The following is a 23,710-nucleotide window of genomic DNA, read 5'->3' on the forward strand; positions in this document are numbered from 1 at the left end:
ACTGCGCGGGCGCGGAGCGGATCACTCCGCGGCCATCGGCACGGGGTCCGTGTGCGGGTTGGCGGTGTAGCGGTCGATGCGCTTCTCGATCTCGGGCCGGAAGTGCCGGATCAGGCCCTGGACCGGCCAGGCGGCGGCGTCGCCGAGCGCGCAGATGGTGTGGCCCTCGATCTGCTTCGTGACCTCGAACAGCATGTCGATCTCGCGCTTCTGCGCGCGGCCATGGGCCATGCGGGTGAGCACGCGCCACATCCAGCCGGTGCCCTCGCGGCAGGGCGTGCACTGGCCGCAGGATTCGTGCTTGTAGAAGTACGAGATCCGCGTGATCGCCTCGACGATGTCGGTGGACTTGTCGAGCACGATCACCGCCGCGGTGCCGAGGCCGGAGCCGAGGCCGCGGAGCGTGTCGAAATCCATCTTGGCGTCGATGATCTGGTCGGCCGGCACCAGCGGCACCGAGGAGCCGCCGGGGATCGAGCAGAGCAGGTTGTCCCAGCCGCCGCGCATGCCGCCGCAATGCTTGTCGACCAGCTCGCGGAAGGTGATCCCGAGCTCTTCCTCGACGTTGCAGGGCTTGTTGACGTGGCCGGAGACGCAGAACAGCTTCGTGCCGGTGTTGTTCTTGCCGCCGAGCCCCGCGAACCAGGCGCCGCCGCGGCGCAGGATGGTGCCGGCCACCGCGATCGACTCGACGTTGTTCACCGTCGTTGGGCAGCCGTAGAGGCCCATATTGGCCGGGAACGGGGGCTTGAGCCGGGGCATGCCCTTCTTGCCCTCGAGGCTCTCCAGCAGCGCCGTCTCCTCGCCGCAGATATAGGCGCCCGCGCCGTGGTGGACGTAGATGTCGAACGGATAGCCGTGGACGTTGTCCTGGCCGACGAGCCGCGCCTCGTAGGCCTCATCGACGGCCTTCTGCAGGGCGTGCTTCTCGGCGACGTACTCGCCGCGAATGTAGACGTAGCAGGCATGCGCCCCCATCGCGAAGGAGGCGAGCATGCAGCCCTCGATCAGGAGATGCGGATCGTGCCGCATGATCTCCCGGTCCTTGCAGGTGCCGGGCTCCGATTCGTCGGCGTTGACCACGAGATAGTGCGGGCGCCCATCCGTCTTCTTCGGCATGAACGACCATTTGAGGCCGGTGGGGAAGCCCGCGCCGCCGCGGCCGCGCAGGCCCGAGGCCTTCATCTCCTCGATGATCCAGTCGCGGCCCATCTCCAGGAGGAACTTGGTCCCGTCCCAGGCGCCGCGCTTCTTCGCGGCTTCGAGGCCCGGCGAATGCAGGCCGTAAAGGTTGGTAAAGATGCGATCCTGATCGGAGAGCATGTCAGATCCTCACTGCCCCGACGGAGCCAGGGCCTTCGCCTGGCCGACCCAATCTTCGCGGTCGATCCGGCCGGGGAACGCGAGATAGGTGCCGACCCAGGCGATCTCCGCTGGGCTCCAGGCGGCGATCTGGTCGAAATGGTAGATGCCGAGCTCGTTGAGCTTGGTGCTGTTGCCGGGACCGATTCCCTTGATCCGGGTCAGGTCGTCGGGCGTGCCGGCGCGGGCGGCGTCGAGCGCCTTCGGGCGGGTGCCGACCGCATCGGCCTTCTGCTCGGGGCTCGCATCCTTCGGCAGGGTCGCGAGCGTTTCGGAGACGCGGGCCTCCTCGGCCTCGGCCGCCTTCTCGGCGTCGCTCGCGCCTGACGTAGCGGGGGGCGGCGGCGGCACGTCGCGCGGCAGGCCGGACTGCGCGCCGGCCTCGGCGGCCGCCGGCTCCAGATCCTTGATCGCCTTGGGGGCAGCCTCGCCCCGGGTCGCGTCGGCGCGGTCACTGGCCTTCACCGGCTCCTGGCCGGCAGCCGCGCGCTGGGCCGGCGCGTCGGTCGGCGCCCGCTCCGTGGTGCGGCCGGAATCGGGATGCGCCGGCTTCGGATCGGTCGCCGCGCGCTGCTCGGAGGATTTGGCCTCGTCACCACCGCCCTGGGAGGCCTCGGTCTGCTCGAAGCGCTTGCGCCACGCGCCGATGCGGGAGCCGTCGAAGAGGGTCGGGTCGGTGAGCGTGTCCGCGCCGCCGAGCGGCTCGGAGGCGCTGCGGCCGGTCTGAGAGCCGACCTTCACGGGCCGGCCGGCGGCGAGGTCGTCCATCAGCTTGCCGAGGGATTCGGGCGTCAGGTCCTCGTAATAGTCCTGGTTGATCTGCACCATCGGCGCGTTGCAGCAGGCACCGAGGCACTCGACCTCCAGCCAGGAGAAGACGCCGTTCGCGTCTACATGGCCGGAGGGGCCGAGGCGCTCGTGCAGCATCTCCTTGAGCCCGCGCGCGCCGCAGGAATCGCAAGGGACCGTCCCGCAGACCTGGATCCAGTAGCGGCCGACCGGCTCCAGCGCGAACATCGTGTAGAAGGTCGCGACCTCCAGCACGCGGATATGCGGCATGCCGAGCGTGTCGGCGACCGCCTCGATGGCCTTCTGCGGCAGCCAGCCGCCATTCTGCTCCTGCGCGCGCCAGAGCAGCGGGATCACGGCCGAGGCCTGGCGCCCCTCCGGGTACTTGGCGATCTGCCCCTTCGCCCACGCGTCGTTCTCCGGCGTGAACGCGAAGCTCGCGGGCTGCTCGGCGGCGGGGGCTAGTCTGCGGTTGGCCATCGTCTCTTCCGAACTCGTCCGGCTCTAGCGGTCCACCTCGCCGAACACGATGTCGAGCGTGCCGAGCACGCAGGACACGTCGGCAAGGAGGTGGCCACGGCACATCCAGTCCATCGCCTGGAGATGGGCGAAGCCCGGAGCGCGGATCTTGCAGCGGTACGGCTTGTTGGTCCCGTCGGAGACCAGATACACGCCGAACTCGCCCTTGGGCGCCTCGACCGCGGCGTAGACCTCGCCGGGCGGCACGTGGAAGCCTTCCGTGTAGAGCTTGAAGTGGTGGATGAGCGCTTCCATCGAGCGCTTCATCTCCCGGCGCGGCGGCGGCGCGAACTTGCCGTCGATGGCCGCGATCGGGCCCTGGCCGGCCGGCTCGCGCAGCTTCGCGCAGCACTGCTTCATGATGCGCACGGACTGGCGCATCTCCTCCATGCGGATCACCTGGCGATCGTAGGTGTCGCCGTTCTTCCCCACGGGGACGTCGAACTCCATCTCCTCGTAGGCCTCGTAGGGCTGCGACTTGCGCAGGTCCCACGGAATGCCGGAGCCGCGCACCATCACGCCCGAGAAGCCCCAGGCCATGCACTCGTCCACCGAGACAATGCCGATATCGACGTTGCGCTGCTTGAAGATGCGCGAGCCCATGACGAGCTCGTCGAGGTCGTCCACCACCTGCGGGAAGGTCTCGCAGAAGGCCTCGATGTCCTCGATCAGCTTGGGCGGCAGGTCCTGATGCACGCCGCCGGGGCGGAAATAGTTGGCGTGCATGCGCGCGCCGGAGGCGCGCTCGTAGAAGATCATCAGCTTCTCACGCTCCTCGAACCCCCAGAGCGGAGGCGTGAGCGCGCCGACATCCATGGCCTGCGTCGTCACGTTGAGGAGGTGTGAGAGCAGCCGGCCGATCTCGCAGTAGAGGGTGCGGATGAGCTTGGCCCGGCGCGGCACCTCGATGCCGGCGAGCCGCTCGATCGCGAGGCAGAAGGCGTGCTCCTGGTTCATCGGCGCGACGTAGTCGAGCCGGTCGAAATAGGGCGTCGCCTGCAGGTAGGTCTTGTACTCGATCAGCTTCTCGGTGCCGCGATGCAGGAGGCCGATATGCGGATCGACGCGCTCGACCACCTCGCCGTCGAGTTCCAGCACGAGGCGCAGCACGCCGTGCGCCGCCGGGTGCTGGGGGCCGAAATTGATCGCGAAGTTGCGGATGTTGTGCTCGGTCATGGCCGCGCCCGATCAGGCCGACTTCTTCTCGTCGCCCGGCAGCACGTAATCCGTGCCTTCCCAGGGCGAGAGGAAGTCGAAGTTGCGGAACTCCTGCGTGAGCTTCACCGGCTCGTAGACGACGCGCGCCTCGTCCTGGTCGTAGCGGACCTCGACGAAGCCGGTGAGCGGGAAGTCCTTGCGCAGGGGATGGCCTTCGAAGCCGTAATCGGTCAGCAGCCGGCGCAGGTCCGGATGGCCCGAGAACAGGATGCCGTAGAGGTCGTAGGTCTCGCGCTCGAACCAGTTGGCCGAGGGGAAGACGTCGATGACGGAGGGCACCGGCGTCACCTCGTCGGTCTGCACCTTCACCCGGATGCGCGCGTTATGGCGCAGGGAGAGCAGGTGGTAGACCACGTCGAAGCGCCGCTCGCGGCCCGGATAATCCGCGCCGCAGATGTCGATGAAGCAGCGGAAGGCGCAGGCCGGATCGTCGCGCAGATAGGTCAGCGCGTAGACGATGTCCGAGGCCTGAACCACGAGGGTCAGCTCGCCGAAGGCGATGGTGCGCTCGACGACCGCCGGCCCGAGGGCACCCGCGACCCGGTCGGACAGAGTCTGCAGCGCCGCGTCGCCGAGCGTCGGCTGGGTGTGGGGCAGGATGGAGATGCCGTTCGTCATGGCCGCCTCAGCGCTCGATCGTGCCGATGCGGCGGATCTTCTTCTGCAGCAGCAGGACGCCGTAGAGCAGCGCCTCCGCGGTCGGCGGGCAGCCGGGCACGTAGATGTCCACCGGCACCACCCGGTCGCAGCCGCGCACGACGGAGTAGGAATAGTGGTAGTAGCCGCCGCCGTTGGCGCAGGAGCCCATCGAGATGACGTAGCGCGGCTCCGGCATCTGGTCGTAGACCTTGCGGAGCGCGGGGGCCATCTTGTTGGTGAGCGTGCCGGCCACGATCATCACGTCGGATTGGCGCGGCGAGCCGCGCGGGGCGAAGCCGAAGCGCTCGCAATCGTAGCGCGGCATCGACATCTGCATCATCTCGACGGCGCAGCAGGCGAGGCCGAAGGTCATCCACATCAGCGAGCCGGTGCGCGCCCAGTTGATGAGTTCGTCCGTGGTGGTCAGCAGGAAGCCGCGGTCGGCGAGCTCGTCGCTGATCGAGAGGAAGGTCGGGTCGTCGGCGCCGATCGGGCGGCCGGTATTCGGATCGATGATGCCCTTCGCCTGCGGGGCGATCGTTGGGGCGCGAGAGAGTTCAGGCGTGAAGGCCATGGATGCCTCAAGGAGCGAGCGGCGGGGCGGCGGTCGTCTCTAGTCCCACTCGAGGGCGCCCTTGCGCCACTCGTAGACGAAACCGACCGTGAGCACCCCGAGGAAGACCATCATCGACCAGAAGCCGAGCCAGCCGAGCTCGCCGAAGGTGATCGCCCAGGGAAACAGGAAGGCCACTTCGAGATCGAAGATGATGAACAGGATGGCGACCAGATAGAAGCGCACGTCGAACTTCATGCGCGCGTCGTCGAACGCGTTGAAGCCGCACTCGTAGGCCGAGAGCTTCTCCGGGTCCGGGCTGCTGTAGGCCACCAGGAACGGCGCCACGAGGAGTGCGGCGGCAATGAACAGCGACACGCCGATGAAGACGATGAGCGGCAGGTAATCCGCCAGAAGACCGGTCATGCGACGCTCCGCAACCGTGTGAGACCGCAGCGCCATCGGGCCCGACCCCGCCGGCGGATGGAATTGCTCCAATGCCAGAGTGCGCGTGGCGGAGGCTTAGTCGAGCAGCCGGGGTGAGACAAGGGCATTGCGCGTCGCACAAACCGACTGTCCGCGACAGAGATGGGGCGGTGTCCCGCCGCCCGCATCCAGGCATATGCGCGCAGGGCCAGGAGCCTGGCCGTGCCGGTTTCGGAGCCGCGCGAACGGATTTCCGAAAAGCCGCGACAGGCTGCTTGACAGCCCGCCCGGCCCCCCATAAACCCCGCCTCGTCGCCGACACGAGGCGGCCACGTCGCCGAAAACAGAGGCGGCCACGCCACGCGGGCGTAGCTCAGTTGGTTAGAGTGCCGGCCTGTCACGCCGGAGGTCGCGGGTTCGAGCCCCGTCGCCCGCGCCACGTTTCCAGGCTTACAGCCTCTCCCTAAAATCCGAAAGCCTTCAGACGCAGTTCTCGCGTCGACGCTTGCTGCTCTCCGCCGCGCAGTCTGCTGCCATGTCTGTGCGCAGACCGATCTCTCCGGCCCGATTCCCCGAACCGTTCACGCCGGGTCCTCCAGCCTCGCGTGGACAGGGGCGGCGCGGGACCGTATCGGGCCCCATGGCAAATCCCCATTCCCATTGCTGATGCGTCCGCTGATCGAACTCCTGCGCGCCCTGTCGCCGGCGGATCGCAGGCGCCTGCTGCTCATCGCCATCGGGCTCGCGGGCGCGGGCCTGCTGGAGGTGGTCGGCGTCGCCGCGGTGATCCCGTTCCTTACGCTCGTCGGCGACCCGGGCGCCGCCGACAGGCTGCCCTGGCTCGGCGCCTGGCGCGACGCGCTCGGCCTCGCCGAGCCGCGCACCTTCCTGCTGGCGACGGGTATCGCGGCGCTCGCCGCGATTCTCATCACCGCGGTCGCCAATGCCGGGCTCACCTACGCTCAACTCCTGTTCACGCATCGGGTCGGCTACGGCTTCGCCCGCCGCTTGCTCTTCCGCTACATCGCGCGGGAGCGGCTGTTCTTCGCGCAGGCCAACAGCGCGGAACTCGCCAAGAACGTGCTCAGCGAGACGGACCGCCTCGTGGTCGGCGTGCTGACGCCGCTGACCGTGATCGCCTCGCGCGTCGTGTCGGCGCTCGCCGTGATCCTCTTCCTCGTCGCCTACGCGCCGCGCCTCGCCCTGGTGCTCGGCGGCGGTTTCGGCGGCCTCTATGTCGGCATCTTCCTGTTCGTGCGCACGCGCCTCGCCCGGATCGGCGCGCGGGCGGTCGCCGACAACGAGATGCGCTTCCGGGTGGTGCAGGAGACGCTCGGCGCCCTGACCGAGCTCAAGCTCTACGGGCGCGCCGAGCGCTTCGCGAGCCGGTTCGACGGCCCCGCCCGCGCCTATGCCGGCGACAGCGCGGCGAGCCTCGTCACCGGGCAGATGCCGCGCTTCGTCATCGAGGCGCTGGCCTTCGGCGGCGTCATCGTCGTCGTGCTGTTCGCCCTCGCCCAGGGGCTCGACACCGCCGGCATCCTGCCGCTGCTGGGTCTCTTCGCCTTCGCCGGCTACCGCATGCTGCCGGCCTTCCAGAACATCTTCAACTCCCTGGCGCTGCTCCGATTCCATCTGCCCGGCGTGCGCCTGATCATGGACGAGCTGCGCGGCGAGGCCGCTGCGCCCCCGCGCGGCCCGGAGCGTCTGCCGTTCCGCGATTCGATCCGCTTCGAGACGGTGGGCTTCGATTACGAGCCCGGGCGGGCGGCGCTCTCAAGCATCGACCTCACCATCCCGGCCGGCGCGACCATCGGGCTCGTCGGCCGCACCGGCTCGGGCAAGTCCACCCTCGTCGGCCTGCTGCTGGGCCTGCTCAGCCCCGGCGAGGGCCGGATCCGCGTGGACGGCCTGCCGCTCGGGCCCGAGAACCTGCCGGCCTGGCAGAACCACATCGGTTACGTTCCGCAGGAGGTGTTCCTGATCGACGGCACCGTTGCCGAGAACATCGCGCTCGGCCTCGATTCGCCAGACATGGAACGGGTCGAGCGGGCGGCGCGCGTCGCGGGGGCGCACGACTTCGTCGCGGCCCTTCCCGATGGCTACGCCGCACGGGTCGGGGAGCGCGGCTCGCGGCTCAGCGGCGGTCAGCGCCAGCGCATCGGCATCGCCCGCGCGCTCTACCATGAGCCCGACGTGCTGGTCTTCGACGAGGCGACCTCGGCCCTCGACGGCGAGACGGAAGCGGCGGTGATGGCGGCCCTACGGCGTTTCGCGGGCGGGCGCACGCTCATCATGATCGCCCACCGCCTGACCAGCCTGGAGGGTGCCGACACGGTCCACGTGCTCGAAGGCGGCCGCATCGTCGCGTCAGGCCCCCTGCCCGCGGTGCTGCCGCATCTCGGCCCGTCGGCGGCCGCCTGATTCCGGCCAAGGCGTACTGGCCCGCCGCCCGCGGCATCGCGTAGGAACGTCTCCGACACGACACGGGATATCGAGATGCGCGAGACCATCGACCTGACGGCACGGGACGGGACTACAGCCCGGATCGCTCTCGACGGGGCAGAGCCGGTCTCCTGGCAGGTCGGGGATCGGGAGTATCTCTGGAGCGGCGACCCGGCCCATTGGAACCGGCACGCGCCCTGGCTCTTCCCGGTGGTCGGCGCCTCGGCCGGCGGCCATGTCCGCGTCGCGGGCCGCGACTATCCGATGGCTCAGCACGGCTTCGCCCGCGACCTGCCCTTCACGGTGGTGTCGCGGCACGCGGACGCCGTGACGCTGCGCCTGGAGGACGGGCCGGAGACCCGCGCGCATTACCCCTTCGCCTTCCGGCTCGACATCACGGCGCAGGTTCGCGAGCGTGGGCTCGATTTCGAGGTCGTGGTCGGCAATCCGGGGCCCGACGCGCTGCCCTACGCGCTGGGCTTCCATCCGGCCTTTCCCTGGCCCTTCGCCGAAGGGCAACGCGCGAAGGATGGCGGCTACGCCGTGGTCTTCGAGCATCCGGAGCGGCCGGCCGCCCCCGAGGTCGGGGAAGGCGGTTTGCTCCTGCGGGCCGAGCGGCCGGTGCCGCTCGTGGGCGATACACTGCCCCTCGATCCCGCCCTCTTCACGGAGGCTCTGGTGTTCCGCGAGGCGCGCAGCCGCGTGATGCGGTTCACGGGCCCAGGCGGCCGGGCGATCCGCATGGCGATGGAGGATTTCCCCCATCTCGCCGTGTGGACGAAGCCGACGGCGCCCTTCCTGTCCCTCGAATGCTGGACCGGCCATGCCGACTGGGCCGGCTTCACGGGCCCGTTGTCGGAGCGCGATTCGCAGCGCAGCCTCGCTGCGGGCGCCGAGGCGCGGCACGCGGTGCGCCTCACTCTCGAGGACTAAGGCGCGATGCGGATCTGGGTGGCCCGGCCGGAACCCGGCGCCTCCCGCACGGGAGAGCGCCTCGCCGCCCTCGGCCATGTGCCGCTGGTCGCGCCGGTGCTCGCGGCGTGCGCCACCGGCCGCCCGCTGCCGGACGAGCCCTTCGATGCCTTGCTGCTGACCAGCGCGCAGGCCTTGCCCGCCCTCTCCGAGGCCGACCGCGCGGCGCTCCGCGGCCAGCCGGTCTTCGCGGTCGGATCGCGCACGGCCGCTGCGGCGGAGGCCTGCGGATTCGGGCCGGTCTTCGTGGGGCCAGGCGATGCCGCCGGCCTCGCCCGCGCGGTGCGCGACAAGCTCGCACCCGGGACGCGCCTGCTCCTTATTGCCGGCGCCGAGCGGAAGCCGGAACCCGGCGTCACGCTCGGGCAGGCCGGCTTCCCTGTCGCGGTCCACGTCGCCTACGCGGCGGAGCCGGTCGCCGTCCTGCCGCCGGCGGTGGCGGAGGCGCTGCCCGGCCTCGACGCGGCCCTGCACTACTCGCGCCGGAGCGCCGAGACGGCGCTCGATCTCGTGCGCGCGGCGGGCCGCGACGAACCATTCCGCGCGATACGACATTACTGCCTGTCGGATGACGTGGCCTTACCCCTGGCAGCGGCGGGATGCCTGATCCATTTCGTGCCGGCGCGACCGCGCGAGGACGACCTCCTCGCCGGCTTGCGCTGACGCTCGTCATCGAACTGTCGCGCCCCCTCTCGCCCCAGCGAAGCCTGCGGTGATAGGAGGTCGGCAGAGAAGGGGCCGGCGCGGCACCGCGAACGGCCCCGAGCGCGCATCCGACGGCGCGGCGCGAAGGCGACGTGCCCGGCGGCGAGGACTGGAGAGAGACGGCCCGTGAAGCCCCCATCCAACGACGCGAACCGTCCGAACCAGCCGGGTTCGGACAAGGGCCAGGCGCCGGGACAAGGTCCGGGCCAGATGCCGGGCAAGCCTGGCGCGCCCGCGACCCCGCCGAACGCCAAGCCGGAGCCGGGCAAGCCCGCCGGGGCACCGGCATCCGCAAGCCCGGGCGCGGGGCCGAAGCCCGACGCGCCACAGCCGGCCAAGGCCGAGCCGCCGAAGCCTGGGGCAGCGGCTCCCGCGTCGTCGGCGTCGGGTCCGAGCATCGTGCAGAAGCCTGAGGCTTCGAAGACGGACGCTCCTAAGCCTGACGCTCCCAAGCCTGACGGCATCAAGGCGGCCGGCCCGAATCCAGCCGCTGGCCCTGCCGCTCCCAAGGCGGATGCGCCCAAGGATCCGATCAAGGCCGAGCCGGGCAAGACTGAGCCAGGCAAGGCCGATCCCGCCAAGCCCGGCACGCCCGGTGCCGAGCCGCGCAAGCCCGAGGCTCCGGGCGCCGGCCCGCGCCCGGCCGGCGCAGCCGTCACGGACGGGCCGATCATCGACCTCAAGGCCAAGCGCATCCCCGATCCGGCCGAGGCGGCGAAGCCGGCAGCCGGCGCGCCGTCTGCCGCCAAGCCCGATGCAGTCAAGCCCGGACAGGGCGAGCCGCCGAAGCCCGCGCCTGCGGCGAGCCCGACCCCGAAGACCGCGCCCCAACCCGAGCCGCAGCGCGGCGCGGGCTTCGGCTCGATCGCGGCGGCCGGCCTGATCGGCGGCGTGATCGGTGCCGGGCTGCTGTTCGGCGCCGACCGCGGCGGCCTGCTCGGCCCGCGCGACGATTCACACCTCAGCGCCCTGGAGCAGCGCGTCTCCGGCCAGATCGCCGGTCTCGCGCCGCGCGACGCCGTGGCCGCCCTCGACAAGCGCGTCGCCGCGAACGAGGCCGCCCTCAAACCGCTGCCCGAAGCGGTCAAGAACGCGGATTCCACGGCCAAGCAGGCCCTCGCGCAGGCCACGGGCGGCGCGGCCGGCGGCGAAGGCAACGCGGCGCAGGGCCTGCCGCCCGACATCGTCTCGCGCCTCGACAGTCTGGACCAGCGCGTCGCGGCGCTGCAGGAGGAGCCCGGCAAGGAGCCGGCCGCCGACCAGAAGGCCGGGGGAGCGCAGACCGCCGATCTCGCCGCGCTCGGCGACCGCGTGAAGGCGCTGGAATCGGCGGGCGATGCCAAGCCGGCACAGGGCCAGGGCGATGTCGACGCGCGGCTCGCTGCCCTTCAGGGCGATGTCGAGAGCCGCACCAAGGCCAATGCGGAGGCCGATCAGGCGCTGGGCCAGCGCCTCGACGCCCTGCAGAAGGCGCTCGACGAGCGCGTCAAGGCCGCGACAGAGGCGGTGCAGAACGCGACCCAGGCGAGCCAGCAGGCCGCCGAGGCCGGCCGCGTCCAGGCGCAGGAAGCCGCCAAGACGGCGGAGCGCGGCCTGCAGGATCAGGCGGAGAAGATCGCGGCCCTCGACAAGGCCCTGGCCCAGCGTGCCCAGGCCACCACCGTCCAGGCGGCTTTGCGCGTCGTGGCGGCGGACCGCATCGCCACCGCCCTCGCCACCGGCGCGCCCTATGCCGAGCCCCTCGCGACCCTGCGCAAGTTGGAGACCGGCGACACCAGCCGCGTCGATGCGCTCGCGCCCTTCGCCGAGACGGGCGCGCCGAGCGCCGCTCAGCTCGCCGCCGAGTTCCGGCCGATCGCCGAGAAGGCGGCAGCGGCCCGCCGCTCGGCCCAAGCCCGGACGGTGGCCGAATCCGGCGACCTGAAGGCGAAGTTCCTGAGCATGGCCGATTCGATCGTGCAGGTGCGCCGGGTCGATGCGCCGCCCGCCTCCGGGACGGAGCCCGAGGCCGATCCCCTGGGCAAGATCCAGGCGGCCCTCGACCGCGGCGCGATCCAGGAAGCGGCCAAGAGCTTCGACGCGATGCCCGACGCCGCCAGGGCGGAGGCCGCTTCCTTCGGCCAGCGCCTCAAGGCGCGTGCCGCGGCGGCGCAGGCCTCGCAGGCCCTGCTCTCGGACGCCTTCAAGACCCTTCCGGCCGGCCAGTAACGCCGGCCCGGCTTCCCGTTCATCCGTGCGGTGCCCGCAGTCCGGGCGCCGACAGGAGTACCTGATCCATGTGGCGCGCCCTCGCCTTCCTGGCCTTCCTCGCCCTCGCCGCTTACGGTGCGGTCTGGATCGCCGACCGGCCCGGCACGGTCACCATCGTCTGGAACGGCTACGAGATCGCGACGAGTCTCGCGGTCGCCCTCGTCGGCGTTCTCGTCGCGGCGATCATCGTCGGCCTGATCTGGGCCGTGATGCGCGGGGTGATCAACCTGCCGGAATTCCTGGTGCGCGGCTCGCGCGAGCGGCGCCGTGCCAAGGGCCTCAGCGCCCTGTCGCGGGGCATGGTCGCGGTCGGCTCCGGTGATCCCCTGGCCGCCCGACGCCACGCCAGCGATGCGGAGCGCCTGCTCGGCGAACAGCCCCTGACCCTGCTCCTGAAGGCCCAGGCCGCCCAGATCTCGGGCGACCGGCAGGCGGCGGAGAGCGCCTTCCAGCGCATGGTGGACGATCCGGAGACCCGCGTGCTCGGCCTGCGCGGCCTGTTCGTGGAGGCCCGCCGCCGTGAGGACGAGGTCGCGGCGCGCGCCTATGCCGCCGAGGCGGCCCGCCTCGCCCCGAGCGTCACCTGGGCGAACGAGGCCGTGCTGGAGGCCCAGTGCGCCGACGGCGACTGGACCGGGGCGCTCGAGACCGTGGAGCGCCGCGGCTCGCTCGGCCTCCTCGACAAGAGCGTCGCGCGTCGCCAGCGCGCCGTCCTGCTCACCGCCGCGGCCCAGCGCCGCGAGGCGGGCGAGCCAGAGGCCGCGACGGAGCGCGCGCTCCAGGCCGTCAAGCTCGCGCCCGGCCTCGTGCCGGCCGCCTGCATCGCCGGCCGCCTGCTGGCGCGGCGCGGGGACCTGCGCAAGGCCGCCAGGATCGTCGAGGCCGCCTGGAAGGCGAACCCGCATCCCGATCTCGCCAAGGTCTATCTCGGCCTGCGCACCGGCGATTCCGTGCGCGATCGCCTCGCCCGCGCCGAGACCCTCGCCAAGCTCTCGTCCTGGAATCCCGAGGCTCGGCTCGCCGTCGCGCAGGCCGCCCTCGATGCGCGCGAGTTCGGTCAGGCCCGCGACGCGCTGAAGCCGCTACTCGCCGACCGCCCGACCGTGCGGACCTGCCTGCTCATGGCGCGCATCGAGGAGGCCGAGCACGGCGCCAATTCAGGCCGCGCCCGCGAGTGGCTGGCGCGCGCCGCCCACGCGCCGCGTGACCCCCTCTGGATCGCGGATGGATTCGCCTCGGAGACCTGGGCGCCGATCTCGCCCGTGAGCGGCCGCCTCGACGCCTTCGAGTGGCGCGAGCCACCCAACACCCTGTCCGGCCCCTCGGAATTGGCCGAGTCCGATGCTGGCGAGGCATCCAAGGGAACGGCAATCGAAGGTCCGGTGGTCCTCGCCGCGGCGAAGGCGCCCGCCGGCGCGGTTCCTCCAAGTGCAGGCTCTGCCGGGGCAAGTCCTGCAAGTGTCGGCGCCACCAACCCGGTCGTGCTGCCCGTCCCGGGTTCCGCACAGGACGGGCCGATCGAAGATAAAGCGCGCCGCATCGCCTGAGTCGGGACGTAGGCGACTGTCGACCGCGCCTCCGGGGCGTGCCTATAGCTGGGCCGGATGCCGGCCTGGCCAAGAGATTGCACGTTACAGCAATGGCTTAGAGCCGCGCCCGATTGCGACACGATCGGGCACGGTTGCAGAACGTGTGGATCGAAACACAAGGCAGGATTGCACGGCGCGATTGGTGCTACAGGTACGGTAGGGTGTTGTTCCCTGTTCGCCTGGAGCCACCGAGCCGACAATCGTGATTGACCCTAAACTTTCACAATTCGCCGCTAGACCTGACGTGTATGCGGACAGCGCTCGCTGCCTGAGGGGCGTGCACGTTATGCAGAGACGGGCGCCCTGCCTGATCCGCATGCGGGTCGAATGATGCCGCTGGAAGACGAGACCGAAGCCCGCCGCCAAATCGGCGCCCTGCCCTATCGACGCCTCCGCGGCGGCGATTACGCAGTGCTGCTCGTGACCTCGCGCGAGAGCCGTCGCTGGGTCATCCCCAAGGGCTGGCCGATGAAGGGGCGAAAGCCCTACGAGGCGGCCGAGCAGGAGGCCTACGAGGAGGCGGGGCTCGTCGGCCATATCGGCAAGCGGCCGCTCGGCTTCTATCTCTACGAGAAGCGCCTGAAGAACCGTGACGCGGTGCTGTGCCAGGTCAAGGTCTTTCCGTTGGAGGTGCGCAAGCAGCTCAACCGCTGGCCCGAGCAGCACGAGCGCGAGCTCCGCTGGTTCGCCCCGGCCGAAGCCGCCGATGCCGTGTCCGAGCCGGGCCTCGCCGCGATCATCCGGGCCTCGCTCAAGCGCGACGGCGAGGCACAGCTCTGACGGCATTCGCCGGCCGGGATCGCAAGGCGCAGAGCGGAAATCCGCGACGAGGTGATTGCCAAGCCCGCCTCGATCCTTTAATGCCCCCCTCGTCGACGGCGAGCGCCCTGCGGGCCAGCTCCCCGACACGTTTGCTGCGGTAGCTCAGTGGTAGAGCACTTCATTGGTAATGAAGAGGTCGAGAGTTCAATCCTCTCTCGCAGCACCATTCTTCCTCAAAGACAGAATTGATATCGTCTGACGTGGCAGGGTTCCTCGCGGATCCCGGCACCAGAGCGAATATCACTGGAGCATCCGCGTTCGGGTCGTGATCCTGGCGCTGCTCGGGCCGTTTCATTCGGAACACGGCACGCGCCTCCATCGATCGTCGAATCCGATGGTGCCGAATGCCGTCCGATCCCTTCGGCATCAGTGCATCGAGGTAAGCCGAGGGTCCGGTCGGAGGATGCGGACAAAACCGGCAAGCATTGCCCAGAAAATTCGCAAGGTTCTTGACCGATGCCAGGAAGTGCGCAGGCTTGATGCCGTTCCATGCGGACCTCGGCTCGACTGCGAGGCATTGGCCATTGAGTTCACCGCTCTCAACGGCTGTGCTGCAGTCGGGGAGGAGGGGTGAGATGCTGCAATTGTTGCAATGGCTATTCTTTGGGCACGTCCACAAGTGGAAGACCCTTCGTGACGTTCCCCTCGCGGAGTTGGATTACAGCGGCCGGGAGGTCGTGACCGGACGGCGCTACGTCCAGCAATGCGAGCATTGCGGCAAAGTCATCCAGCGGGATTTCGATTAGGGCGCCCACCGCCGAAGCGGGGGTTGGGCCATCGCTCGGCAGCCCACGAGGGCGGCACTTCTCTTCTCTCCGCCTTCGCCTTCGATCGAGCCGCCCACACAATGAGAATGAACGTTCATTGACATGAGAATGAACGTTCATTACAAGCTCCCCGTCGAATGGAGTGAGCGATGTGTGCGCCGATCGATTCCTGCCTTGCGGACAGTGGTTCGGGGCTCGCTCGCCTGCTCGGTGCTGTCTGCACCCCGGCGAACCTGCTCCTCGGCTGCGCTCTCGTGCTCGGTTGGCTGGCGCTGATCGCCTGGACCGGCGCCGGCCCCGGCGGCTGGCAGGCGCGGCTCTGCGCCGATCTCGATGCGCAGCCGCGGGCTTGCGCTGCCGTTCAGGCCTCGCGCACGGACGATCGGCCCGGTATTCCCGGAGCAGCATCGTGAGCACGGCGCTCGGCAACGTCCTCGACGCGCGCGGCGCCCAGACCGTTCGCCGCGAGCACATCCTCGATGCCGCCGAGGCGTGCTTCGTGCGCAACGGCTTCCATCGCACCACGATGCAGGATCTCGCCCGCGAGGCCGCGATGAGCCCCGGCAACATCTACCGCTACTTCGAATCGAAGGAGGCGGTGGTGCGCGGGCTGGCCGAGCGCGACCGCGAGCGCGGCACGGTGCTCGTCGCGGAGATGGAGCGGGCCGGCGACCGCCGCGGCGCCCTCCTGCGCATCCTCGGCCGCTACTTCGTGGAGTTGCCCCGTGCGGCAGCGGTGCTGCGCATCGACCTCTGGTCCGAGGCGACGCGCAACCCGGACATCGCCGCCCTCGTCGAGCAGGGCGAGGCCGAGGCTCGCACCTGGCTCACCGAGACCTTCGCGGCGCTGGCCACCGCGCCGGACTGCGATGCAGCCGCCCTCTACGACCGGGTCGGTCCGCTGATGAAGGGGATTCTGGTGAGTCGGGCGCTCCTGCCCGGCTACGATCCCGCGCCCGCCATCGCCCACCTTCTCGCGCAGATCGAGGCCGCCCTTGCCGGCGACCGACCGATCGACGCCACCTCGGAGACCGGCCGATGAGCCGCCACACCCTGGCCGTCCGCCCGGCTCTGCTCGTCCTCGGACTGGGCCTGGCGACGGCGAACGCGGCCGAAGTCGTGCCGGCCTCCGCGCCGCAGCCGCCGGCGGTCAGCGTGGTCGAGGCGGCACGCCGCGAGGTCGTGGAGTCGGTCGTCGTCACCGGCACCCTCGTGCCGCGCGACGAGATCCTGGTGAGCCCCGAGATCGAGGGCTACCGCGTCACCGAGGTGCTGGCCGAGGAAGGCATGCGCGTCGAGCGCGGGCAGGTCCTCGCGCGCCTCTCCCGCGACCTGATCGACCGGCAGATCGCGCAGCAGGATGCCGTCGTCGAGAAGGCGACCGCCTCCGTTCCGCAGGCGCAGAGCAACATCGAGCAGGCCGAGGCCGCCGAGACGGAGGCGCGCCTCGCCTACGAGCGGGCGCGCCAGCTCCTCCAGACCGGCAACGCCACGGCGGCCGTCATGGAGACCCGCACGGCCGCGCTCCGGCAGGCGGAGGGCAAGCTCGCCTTCGCCCGCAACGGGCTCGCCATGGCCAGGGCCGAGCTGACGCAGGCCAGGGCCGTGCGGGACGAGCTGTCCCTGCGGCTCGCCCGCACCGAGATCCGCGCACCCGATTCCGGCATCGTCAGCCGCCGCACGGCCCGCATCGGCATCACCGCATCGGCCTCCGCCGAGCCCCTGTTCCGCATGATCGCCCGCGGGGAGATCGAGCTCGAAGGCGAGGTCGTGGAGACCAAGCTGCCCCTGCTGCGCGAGGGCGCGCCGGCCTGGATCGAGATCGGCGCGGGCGAGCGCATCGCCGGCAGCGTCCGCGCGGTCTATCCGGAGGTCGACAAGGCGACCCGGCTCGGCAAGGTCCGCGTGCGCCTCGATCCCGATCCGCGCCTGCGCATCGGCACCTTCGCCCGCGGCGCTGTCGAGCTGGCGCGCAGCCGCGGCGTCACGGTGCCCCAGGCAGCGGTCTCCTATGGCGGCGCGAAGCGCGCGAGCGTCCTCGTCGTCGCGCAGGACGTCGTCGAGGCGCGCACGGTGCGGACGGGCGTCAGCGACGAGGACGATATCGAGATCCGCGACGGCCTCGCCCCGGGCGAGCGCGTCGTGGCGAAGGCCGGTAGCTTCCTGCGCGACGGCGACCGCGTCCGTCCCGTGGCCGTCTCCGCGCCGCCCGCCGTCGCGGCGAATCCGTCGCGGCGCGACACCGCCGAAGCCGGCGTTCCCTGAGCCCGGAGCGTTCCGCACCGACCGGGATGCCGGCCGCGTGCGGAGCCCTCGCATTCAACCATTCCGGACCGTGGGCCGATCGCAGCGCGATCGGTCGCAGCTCCGATCCACCCGGGTCGTCCGATGCACCTGAACGTCTCCGCCTGGGCGATCCGCAAGCCCATTCCGTCGCTCGTCCTTTTCCTCGTGCTGGTGGTGCTCGGCCTCGTCAGCTTCCGAGGCCTCGCCGTCACGCGGATGCCGAATGTCGACGTGCCGATCGTCTCGGTGACGATCACGCAGTCCGGCGCCGCGCCGGCGGAGCTTCAGACCCAGGTCACGAAATGGGTCGAGGATTCGATCGCGGGCGTGCGCGGGGTGAAGCACATCACCTCCGCGATCACCGAGGGCTCCTCCGTCACCACGGTCGAGTTCCGGCTGGAGGTGAATACCGACCGCGCCGTCAACGACGTGAAGGATGCGGTCTCCAAGATCCGCATCAACCTGCCGCGCACCATCGACGAGCCGGTGATCCAGCGCGTCGAGATCGCCGGCCTGCCGATTCTCGTCTACGGGGTGACGGCCCCCGCCATGACGCCCGCCGACCTCTCCTGGTTCGTCGAGGACAACGTGGCGCGCAGCCTTCAGGGCGTGAAGGGCGTCGGCGGCGTCGAGCGGGTGGGCGGCGTCGCCCGCGAGATCCGGGTGACGCTCCAGCCCGACCGGCTGCTCGCCCTCGGCATCACGGCGGCCGACGTGAACCGGCAGCTCCGGCTCACCTCCGCCGACATGGCCGGCGGGCGCGGCGAGGTGGGTGGGCGCGAGCAGTCGATCCGCGCGCTCGCCGCATCGCGCTCCGTGCGCGACCTCAAGGCGACCTCGATCGTGCTTCCAGGCGGTCGCAAGGTCCGCCTCGACGACCTCGCCGTCATCGAGGATGCGATCGAGGAACCACGCACCTTCGCTCGCTTCAACGGCGAGCCGGTGGTCGCCTTCGCGGTCTCGCGCGGCTCGGGCGCGAGCGACGCCGAGGTCGCGGCGGGCGTCGAGAAGAAGATCGCCGAGTTCCAGGCTGGCTACCCCGACATCCGGTTCGAGAAGATCGATTCCTCCGTCTCGGCGACGTTGGGCTCCTACGATTCGGCCATGCACACCCTGATCGAGGGCGCGCTCCTCGCCGTGGTGGTGGTGCTCCTGTTCCTGCGCGACTGGCGGGCGACGCTGATCGCCGCCGTGGCGCTGCCGCTCTCGGTGTTCCCGACCTTCTGGGCGATGGATGCGCTCGGCTTCACCCTGAACGGGATCAGCCTGCTCGCGATCACGCTGGTGACGGGCATCCTGGTGGACGACGCGATCGTGGAGATCGAGAACATCGTCCGCCACATGCGGCTCGGCAAATCGCCCTATCGCGCGGCGCTCGAAGGCGCCGACGAGATCGGCCTCGCGGTCATCGCCATCACCGCCACCCTGATCGCGGTCTTCGCGCCCGTCTCCTTCATGGGCGGCATCGCCGGCCGCTACTTCATCCAGTTCGGCCTGACCATCGCTGTCTCCGTGTTCATGTCGCTGCTGGTCGCGCGCCTGATCACGCCGCTCCTCGCCGCCTATTTCCTGCGCGATCACGGCCACCACGAGGAGCGCGAGGGCGTGGTGATGCGCGCCTATACCCGCCTCGTCGGCTGGTCGGTGCGGCACCGCTTCGTCACGCTGGCGGTTGGCCTCGCCCTGTTTGCGGGCTCCCTCGTCTCCACCGGCCTGCTGCCCTCGGGCTTCATCCCGAAGCAGGACAACGCCCGCACCCTGTTCATGGTCGAACTGGCGCCGGGCGCGCGCCTCGACGACACGATCGCGGTCTCGGACCGGCTGGCGGAGAAGATCCGTGCCCTGCCGGAGGTGACCTCGGTCTTCGTGGATGGCGGCCGCCAGGTCGGCGGCAAGAAGGAGACGCGGCTCGCCACCTTCGTCATCAACCTCGTGCCCAAGAACCGGCGCGAGAAGCGGCAATGGACGCTCGAATCCGAGATCGCGCGGCTGCTCGCGGACGAGCCCGACATCCGCTCCTGGTCGCTCCGCGACAGCGGCCAACGCGACCTCGCCCTCGTCGTGAGCGGGCCCGACGTCGATGTCGTCACCGAGGTCGCCGCGAGGCTCCAGCGCGACATGGCCGCGATCCCGCACCTCGTCTCGGTGATGTCGACCGCCCCCCTCGACCGCACGGAGGTGCGCATCCGCCCGAAGGAGGGCGCAGCGGCCGATCTCGGCGTCTCGACCGACACCATCGCCGAGACGGTGCGAGTCGGCACGATCGGCGATATCGGCCTGAACCTCGCCAAGTTCAACGCGAAGGACCGGCAGGTGCCGATCCGGGTGATGCTGCCGATGAGCGCCCGCGGCGCCGTGGCGCGGCTGGAGAACCTGAAGGTGCCGGCCAAGAACGGCGCGGCGGTGCCGCTCGCCGCGGTGGCCGAGATCGAGCTCGACAAGGGGCCTGGCGCCATCGACCGCTACGACCGCTCCGTGCGCGTGGCCATCGAGGCCAACATGGAGGGATCCGACGCGCTGGGCTCGCTCATCGCCCAGGCGCTGGCCACGCCGACCGCGAAGAGCCTGCCCCCCGGCGTCACCATCAAGCAGACGGGCGATGCCGAGATCATGCAGGAGGTCTTCTCCGGCTTCCTGATGGCGATGGGCGCCGGCATCATGATGGTCTACGCGGTGCTGGTGCTGCTGTTCGGCTCGTTCCTGCAGCCGCTCACCATCCTGTTCTCGCTGCCGCTCTCGATCGGCGGCGCGATCCTCGGCCTGCTGATCTGCCACATGCCGATCTCGATGCCCGTGGTCATCGGCATCCTGATGCTGATGGGATTGGTGACGAAGAACGCGATCATGCTGGTCGACTTCGCCGTCGAGGAAATGCGGGCCGGGGTCGATCCCGTCACGGCGATCGTCGATGCCGGGCGCAAGCGGGCGCGGCCGATCGTGATGACGACCATCGCCATGGCCGCCGGCATGGTGCCCTCGGCCCTGGCGCTCGGCATCGGCGGCGAGTTCCGGGCGCCGATGGCGGTGGCTGTGATCGCCGGCCTGATCGTGTCAACCCTGCTCTCCCTCGTCTTCGTGCCGGCGGTCTTCCTCCTGATCGAGGGCCTGTCGCGCCGGCTGGGGCGCCTGCTCGGCCGTTTCGTCGGCGAGCGCGACGAGCCGGAGGCTCCCCTGCCCGACCGGATCTCCGGCCACGTTGCCTGATCCGGAACACCCCGATCGCGGGCCCTCCCTAGGCCCGTGATACGCCGGCCGGCCTGCGAAACGCCCCCTCTCGCAGGTCGGCCGGTCGTCGGGAGGCTTATGGCTTCACCGCGCTGCGCGCCGCGTCATGCGCCCAGAGATGCATCACCGCATAGGCCCGCCACGGGCGCCAGGCGCCGGAGCGCATCTCGAGCGCGCGGGCGCTCGGCCGGCCCGCCGCGTCCTCCAGCGCCCGCAGGAGGCCGATATCGCCGGTGGGCATCGCGTCGGCCTCGCGCAGGGCCCGCATGGCGATGTACTGCGCCGTCCAGTCGCCGATGCCACGCAAGCGTTTCAGCCGCTCCACCGAGGCGGCGAGCCCCGCACCCGGCGCGAACAGGTCCGGCTCAGCGAGCGCCGCCGCGGCGAGCGCCTGGATCGCGGCTCCGCGCGTCCGCGGCATGTTGAGGGCAAGCGCCACATCAGCCTCGACCAGCGCCTCCGGCCCGGGGAAGGCGTGGCTGAGCCCGGCTTCCTGCATCTCACCGACGACCGGAGTGCCGAAGGCGGCGACGAGCCGGCCCGCCAGCCGCGTCGCCGCAGCCACGGAGACCTGCTGCCCGAGGATCGCCCGCACGGCGAGCTCGAACCCGTCCCAGGCGCCGGGCACGCGCAGGCCCGGCCGCGCGGCGACGAGGCCGGCCATGAAGGGATCGGCGGAGAGCGCCGCTGCGATGGTGGCCGGATCGGCGGCGAGATCGAAGAGGCCGGCGAGCCGCGGGGCGAGATCCTGCGCCGGGCCCGGCAGCCGGATCCTGGCGGCAAGGGCATCTCCGGCGGCCGGCGCGACCGACAGCATCCCGATGCCCCAGCCGGTACGGATGGTGCGCGCATAGCGCCCATCCGCCACCGACTCGACGCCGGGGATGGCCCGGGCCGCGAGGTAGGCGCAGAGCCAGTCCCAGTCGAAGGGCGGCGTATAGGCGAGGTCGAGCGTCGTGAGGTGAGGTGCCGCCATGTCGGAGCCTGTCTGACATCCTCGTCCGCCGATGGGAACGGCTTTACCTCTCCACCTCATCGCAGGGTATTGCCGCGAAGCGAAAGCATTGACGGAGGCGCCGATCCGGATCCGTGTGGCGGAGCGCATCACGAAGCGCCAAAGGTCTTCAAAGATGGCAAAACGTTGCCTGGGCGCATCACCGCAAGGCGCACGATGAATTTCATGCAAAATTGTAAGATTTCACCGAAACTGGATTTCAATGTTCTTCGCCCAACGTTAGTATCGCGGCATGAGTTTTCACATTTATTAACTTTGCAGCGCCTAACAATCCGGTGATCGGCGCAGGCGCTCGTCGCCTGATGAAACGGGTATCGGCGCGGTAGCGCGCGAAGAATCAATGACTTGGACCTGTCCCTGTCGCCGCGCGATCGGGCCCGGATCTAGCCGAGGGGAAACAGATGGCGAACTACGCTTTGGAAGGCGCCAAGTGGGGCAGCCCCGCCGTGGGTACGGCCGGCGGCCCGGTGACCTGGGCTTTCGACAGCAGCGTGCCGGCCTCCTTCCAGGATGCCTTCACCGCCACGTTCAACGAGTGGTCGGCCTACGGCAATATCCAGTTTCGGAGATTGGATACCGGCTCGGCCGCCAATATCGTCATCTCGTATGGAAGCATCGATGGTGCTGGCAATACGGCGGGGATAACCAATTACACCTATTCCGGCGGGTCGTTGGTCCACGCGACGATCACGATCGACAGCGCCGAGGGCTGGCATCTCTCCGGCAACAAGGTCGTCACCAGCCAAAACTTCCCGCTCGCCCTGATCGCGTCCCATGAGGAGGGGCACGCCATCGGTCTGGGGCACTACAGCGATACGCAAGCGGTGATGAACCCGGTCATCTCCGCGAGCATCAACGGACTGCAGAAGTCCGATATCGACGGGATTCAGGCGCTCTACGGCAAGGCCAACACCCTCGTCGGCAGCACATCGAACAGCGTTCTGAACGGAGGAAGCGGCGACGACACGTTCGTCGCTTTCGCCAATGGCAGCACGTTCAACGGCGGCGCCGGCAACGACACGGTCACGTACGAGCAATCCGCGGTCGGGGTGATCATCGACCTGGCGGCGCAGCAATCTTTCAACGGCACCAGCGGCGACCTGTTCAACTCGATCGAGAACGCCACCGGCTCGCAATTCGGCGACGGACTGATCACGGGCGGCACGGGCGTGTATCGCGGACTCGGCGGCAACGACACATTCCTCGCCAGCGCCAATGGCAGCCTGCTCGACGGCGGCGCCGGGAGCGACACGGTCTCCTACGAGCGCTCCGCGGTCGGCGTGATCATCGACCTGGCGGCACAGCAATCCTACAACGGCACCAGCGGTGACCTGTTCGGCTCGATCGAGAATGCCATCGGATCGCAGTACAGCGATGGGCTGATCACGGGCAGCACGGGCGTCTATCGTGGGCTCGGCGGCAACGACGCATTCCTCGCCAGCGCCAATGGCAGCCTGCTCGACGGTGGGGCCGGGAACGACACGGTCTCCTACGAGCGCTCCGCGGTCGGCGTGATCATCGATCTGGCGGCGCAGCAATCCTATAACGGCACCAGCGGCGACCTGTTCAGCTCGATCGAGAACGCCACGGGCTCACAGTACAGCGATGGGCTGATCACGGGCGGCACGGGCGTGTATCGCGGGCTCGGCGGCAACGACACCTTTGCTGCGGGTGCCAATGGCAGCCTGCTCGACGGCGGCGCCGGAACCGACACGGTCTCCTACGAGCGCTCCGCGGTTGGGGTGATCATCGATCTGGCGGCGCAGCAATCCTACAACGGCGCCAGCGGCGACCTGTTCAGCTCGATCGAGAATGCCATCGGCTCGCAGAGCAACGATGGGCTGATTGCGGGGAACAACAGCGTTCTCACAGGCGGAGCCGGCTTCGACGCGTTCAACTTGGGTCAGGGGTCCGGGGCGATGCGCGTGACGGATTTCGTATCCGGTACGGACACGATACAATTCAGCCGCAATCAGTTTTCCGATTTTTCGGCAATGATGAATGCGAGCGCTCAGGTCGGCAGCAACACGGTCATCACGCTCAATAACTCCGCGTCATCGGTCACGCTCGCGAACGTCTCATTGGGCAGTCTCCAGGCCGGAAGTTTCCAGTTCACCTGATCGGCACC

The 23,710-nt window shown here is 70.0% G+C and carries 19 protein-coding genes and 2 tRNA genes; 14 read left to right on the top strand and 7 right to left on the bottom strand.

The window, feature by feature from the left end; all coding sequences use genetic code 11:
* Positions 1-21 precede the first annotated feature (21 nt).
* The 6 genes from nuoF to MTDSW087_RS08115 are packed head-to-tail and all read right to left on the bottom strand — an operon-like array spanning position 22 to position 5,506.
* Positions 22-1,323: an NADH-quinone oxidoreductase subunit NuoF gene (gene nuoF, locus MTDSW087_RS08090; protein WP_144762758.1), complete on the bottom strand. Its 1,302-nt coding sequence runs from the start codon at positions 1,321-1,323 to the stop codon at positions 22-24.
* Between the two features lie 9 nt (positions 1,324-1,332).
* Positions 1,333-2,631 carry an NADH-quinone oxidoreductase subunit NuoE gene (gene nuoE / locus MTDSW087_RS08095; RefSeq protein WP_144762760.1) on the bottom strand — a complete coding sequence of 433 codons (1,299 nt, stop codon included), beginning with the start codon at positions 2,629-2,631 and terminating at the stop codon, positions 1,333-1,335.
* Between the two features lie 24 nt (positions 2,632-2,655).
* Entirely contained in the window at positions 2,656-3,846 is a 1,191-nt protein-coding gene (locus MTDSW087_RS08100; protein ID WP_144762762.1) for an NADH-quinone oxidoreductase subunit D, read from the bottom strand.
* A gap of 12 nt (positions 3,847-3,858) precedes the next feature.
* A complete protein-coding gene (locus MTDSW087_RS08105) occupies positions 3,859-4,506 on the bottom strand; it encodes an NADH-quinone oxidoreductase subunit C (protein ID WP_144762764.1) in 648 nt (215 codons plus the stop codon).
* A 7-nt stretch (positions 4,507-4,513) separates the two neighbouring features.
* Positions 4,514-5,101, bottom strand: a complete 588-nt coding sequence (locus MTDSW087_RS08110; protein WP_142581964.1) for a NuoB/complex I 20 kDa subunit family protein — start codon at positions 5,099-5,101, stop codon at positions 4,514-4,516.
* 39 nt (positions 5,102-5,140) lie between these two features.
* Positions 5,141-5,506, bottom strand: coding sequence for an NADH-quinone oxidoreductase subunit A (locus MTDSW087_RS08115; RefSeq protein ID WP_109950907.1), 366 nt, complete (start codon positions 5,504-5,506; stop codon positions 5,141-5,143).
* 362 nt (positions 5,507-5,868) lie between these two features.
* Between MTDSW087_RS08115 and MTDSW087_RS08120 the strand changes: the two genes are divergently transcribed.
* From MTDSW087_RS08120 to MTDSW087_RS08175, 13 genes are all read left to right on the top strand, one after another.
* Positions 5,869-5,945 (top strand) — tRNA-Asp (locus MTDSW087_RS08120).
* 227 nt (positions 5,946-6,172) lie between these two features.
* Positions 6,173-7,930, top strand: a complete 1,758-nt coding sequence (locus MTDSW087_RS08125; protein ID WP_144762766.1) for an ABC transporter ATP-binding protein — start codon at positions 6,173-6,175, stop codon at positions 7,928-7,930.
* Between the two features lie 75 nt (positions 7,931-8,005).
* Entirely contained in the window at positions 8,006-8,884 is an 879-nt protein-coding gene (locus tag MTDSW087_RS08130) for an aldose 1-epimerase family protein (protein WP_144762768.1), read from the top strand.
* 6 nt (positions 8,885-8,890) lie between these two features.
* A complete protein-coding gene (locus MTDSW087_RS08135; RefSeq protein WP_144762770.1) occupies positions 8,891-9,586 on the top strand; it encodes a uroporphyrinogen-III synthase in 696 nt (231 codons plus the stop codon).
* 441 nt (positions 9,587-10,027) lie between these two features.
* Positions 10,028-11,836, top strand: coding sequence for a COG4223 family protein (locus MTDSW087_RS08140; protein ID WP_238178668.1), 1,809 nt, complete (start codon positions 10,028-10,030; stop codon positions 11,834-11,836).
* Positions 11,837-11,904: 68 nt separating this feature from the next.
* Positions 11,905-13,425: a heme biosynthesis protein HemY gene (locus MTDSW087_RS08145; protein ID WP_144762772.1), complete on the top strand. Its 1,521-nt coding sequence runs from the start codon at positions 11,905-11,907 to the stop codon at positions 13,423-13,425.
* Positions 13,426-13,794: 369 nt separating this feature from the next.
* On the top strand, positions 13,795-14,247 hold the full coding sequence (locus MTDSW087_RS08150; protein ID WP_144762774.1) for an NUDIX hydrolase: 453 nt from the start codon (positions 13,795-13,797) through the stop codon (positions 14,245-14,247).
* Between the two features lie 133 nt (positions 14,248-14,380).
* Positions 14,381-14,455: transfer RNA gene (locus MTDSW087_RS08155), tRNA-Thr, on the top strand.
* A gap of 409 nt (positions 14,456-14,864) precedes the next feature.
* Positions 14,865-15,035 carry a hypothetical protein gene (locus tag MTDSW087_RS30065; RefSeq protein WP_186383781.1) on the top strand — a complete coding sequence of 57 codons (171 nt, stop codon included), beginning with the start codon at positions 14,865-14,867 and terminating at the stop codon, positions 15,033-15,035.
* Between the two features lie 170 nt (positions 15,036-15,205).
* On the top strand, positions 15,206-15,469 hold the full coding sequence (locus MTDSW087_RS08160; RefSeq protein WP_238178669.1) for a hypothetical protein: 264 nt from the start codon (positions 15,206-15,208) through the stop codon (positions 15,467-15,469).
* Positions 15,466-16,098: a TetR/AcrR family transcriptional regulator gene (locus MTDSW087_RS08165; RefSeq protein WP_144762776.1), complete on the top strand. Its 633-nt coding sequence runs from the start codon at positions 15,466-15,468 to the stop codon at positions 16,096-16,098. The genes MTDSW087_RS08160 and MTDSW087_RS08165 overlap by 4 nt, the downstream gene beginning before the upstream one ends.
* Positions 16,095-17,321, top strand: a complete 1,227-nt coding sequence (locus MTDSW087_RS08170; RefSeq protein ID WP_144762778.1) for an efflux RND transporter periplasmic adaptor subunit — start codon at positions 16,095-16,097, stop codon at positions 17,319-17,321. Before MTDSW087_RS08165 ends, MTDSW087_RS08170 begins: the two co-directional genes overlap by 4 nt.
* 123 nt (positions 17,322-17,444) lie before the next feature.
* Positions 17,445-20,546: an efflux RND transporter permease subunit gene (locus tag MTDSW087_RS08175; RefSeq protein WP_144762780.1), complete on the top strand. Its 3,102-nt coding sequence runs from the start codon at positions 17,445-17,447 to the stop codon at positions 20,544-20,546.
* Between the two features lie 97 nt (positions 20,547-20,643).
* On the opposite strand, the gene MTDSW087_RS08180 is transcribed toward MTDSW087_RS08175, so the two are convergent.
* Positions 20,644-21,543, bottom strand: coding sequence for a DNA-3-methyladenine glycosylase family protein (locus MTDSW087_RS08180; protein WP_144762782.1), 900 nt, complete (start codon positions 21,541-21,543; stop codon positions 20,644-20,646).
* 440 nt (positions 21,544-21,983) lie between these two features.
* Here MTDSW087_RS08180 and MTDSW087_RS08185 point away from each other — a divergent pair, with 440 nt between their 5' ends.
* Positions 21,984-23,702, top strand: a complete 1,719-nt coding sequence (locus tag MTDSW087_RS08185; protein ID WP_144762784.1) for a matrixin family metalloprotease — start codon at positions 21,984-21,986, stop codon at positions 23,700-23,702.
* The last annotated feature ends 8 nt before the right edge of the window (positions 23,703-23,710 follow it).

It is taken from the genome of Methylobacterium dankookense, assembly GCF_902141855.1.
Lineage (GTDB): Bacteria > Pseudomonadota > Alphaproteobacteria > Rhizobiales > Beijerinckiaceae > Methylobacterium > Methylobacterium dankookense.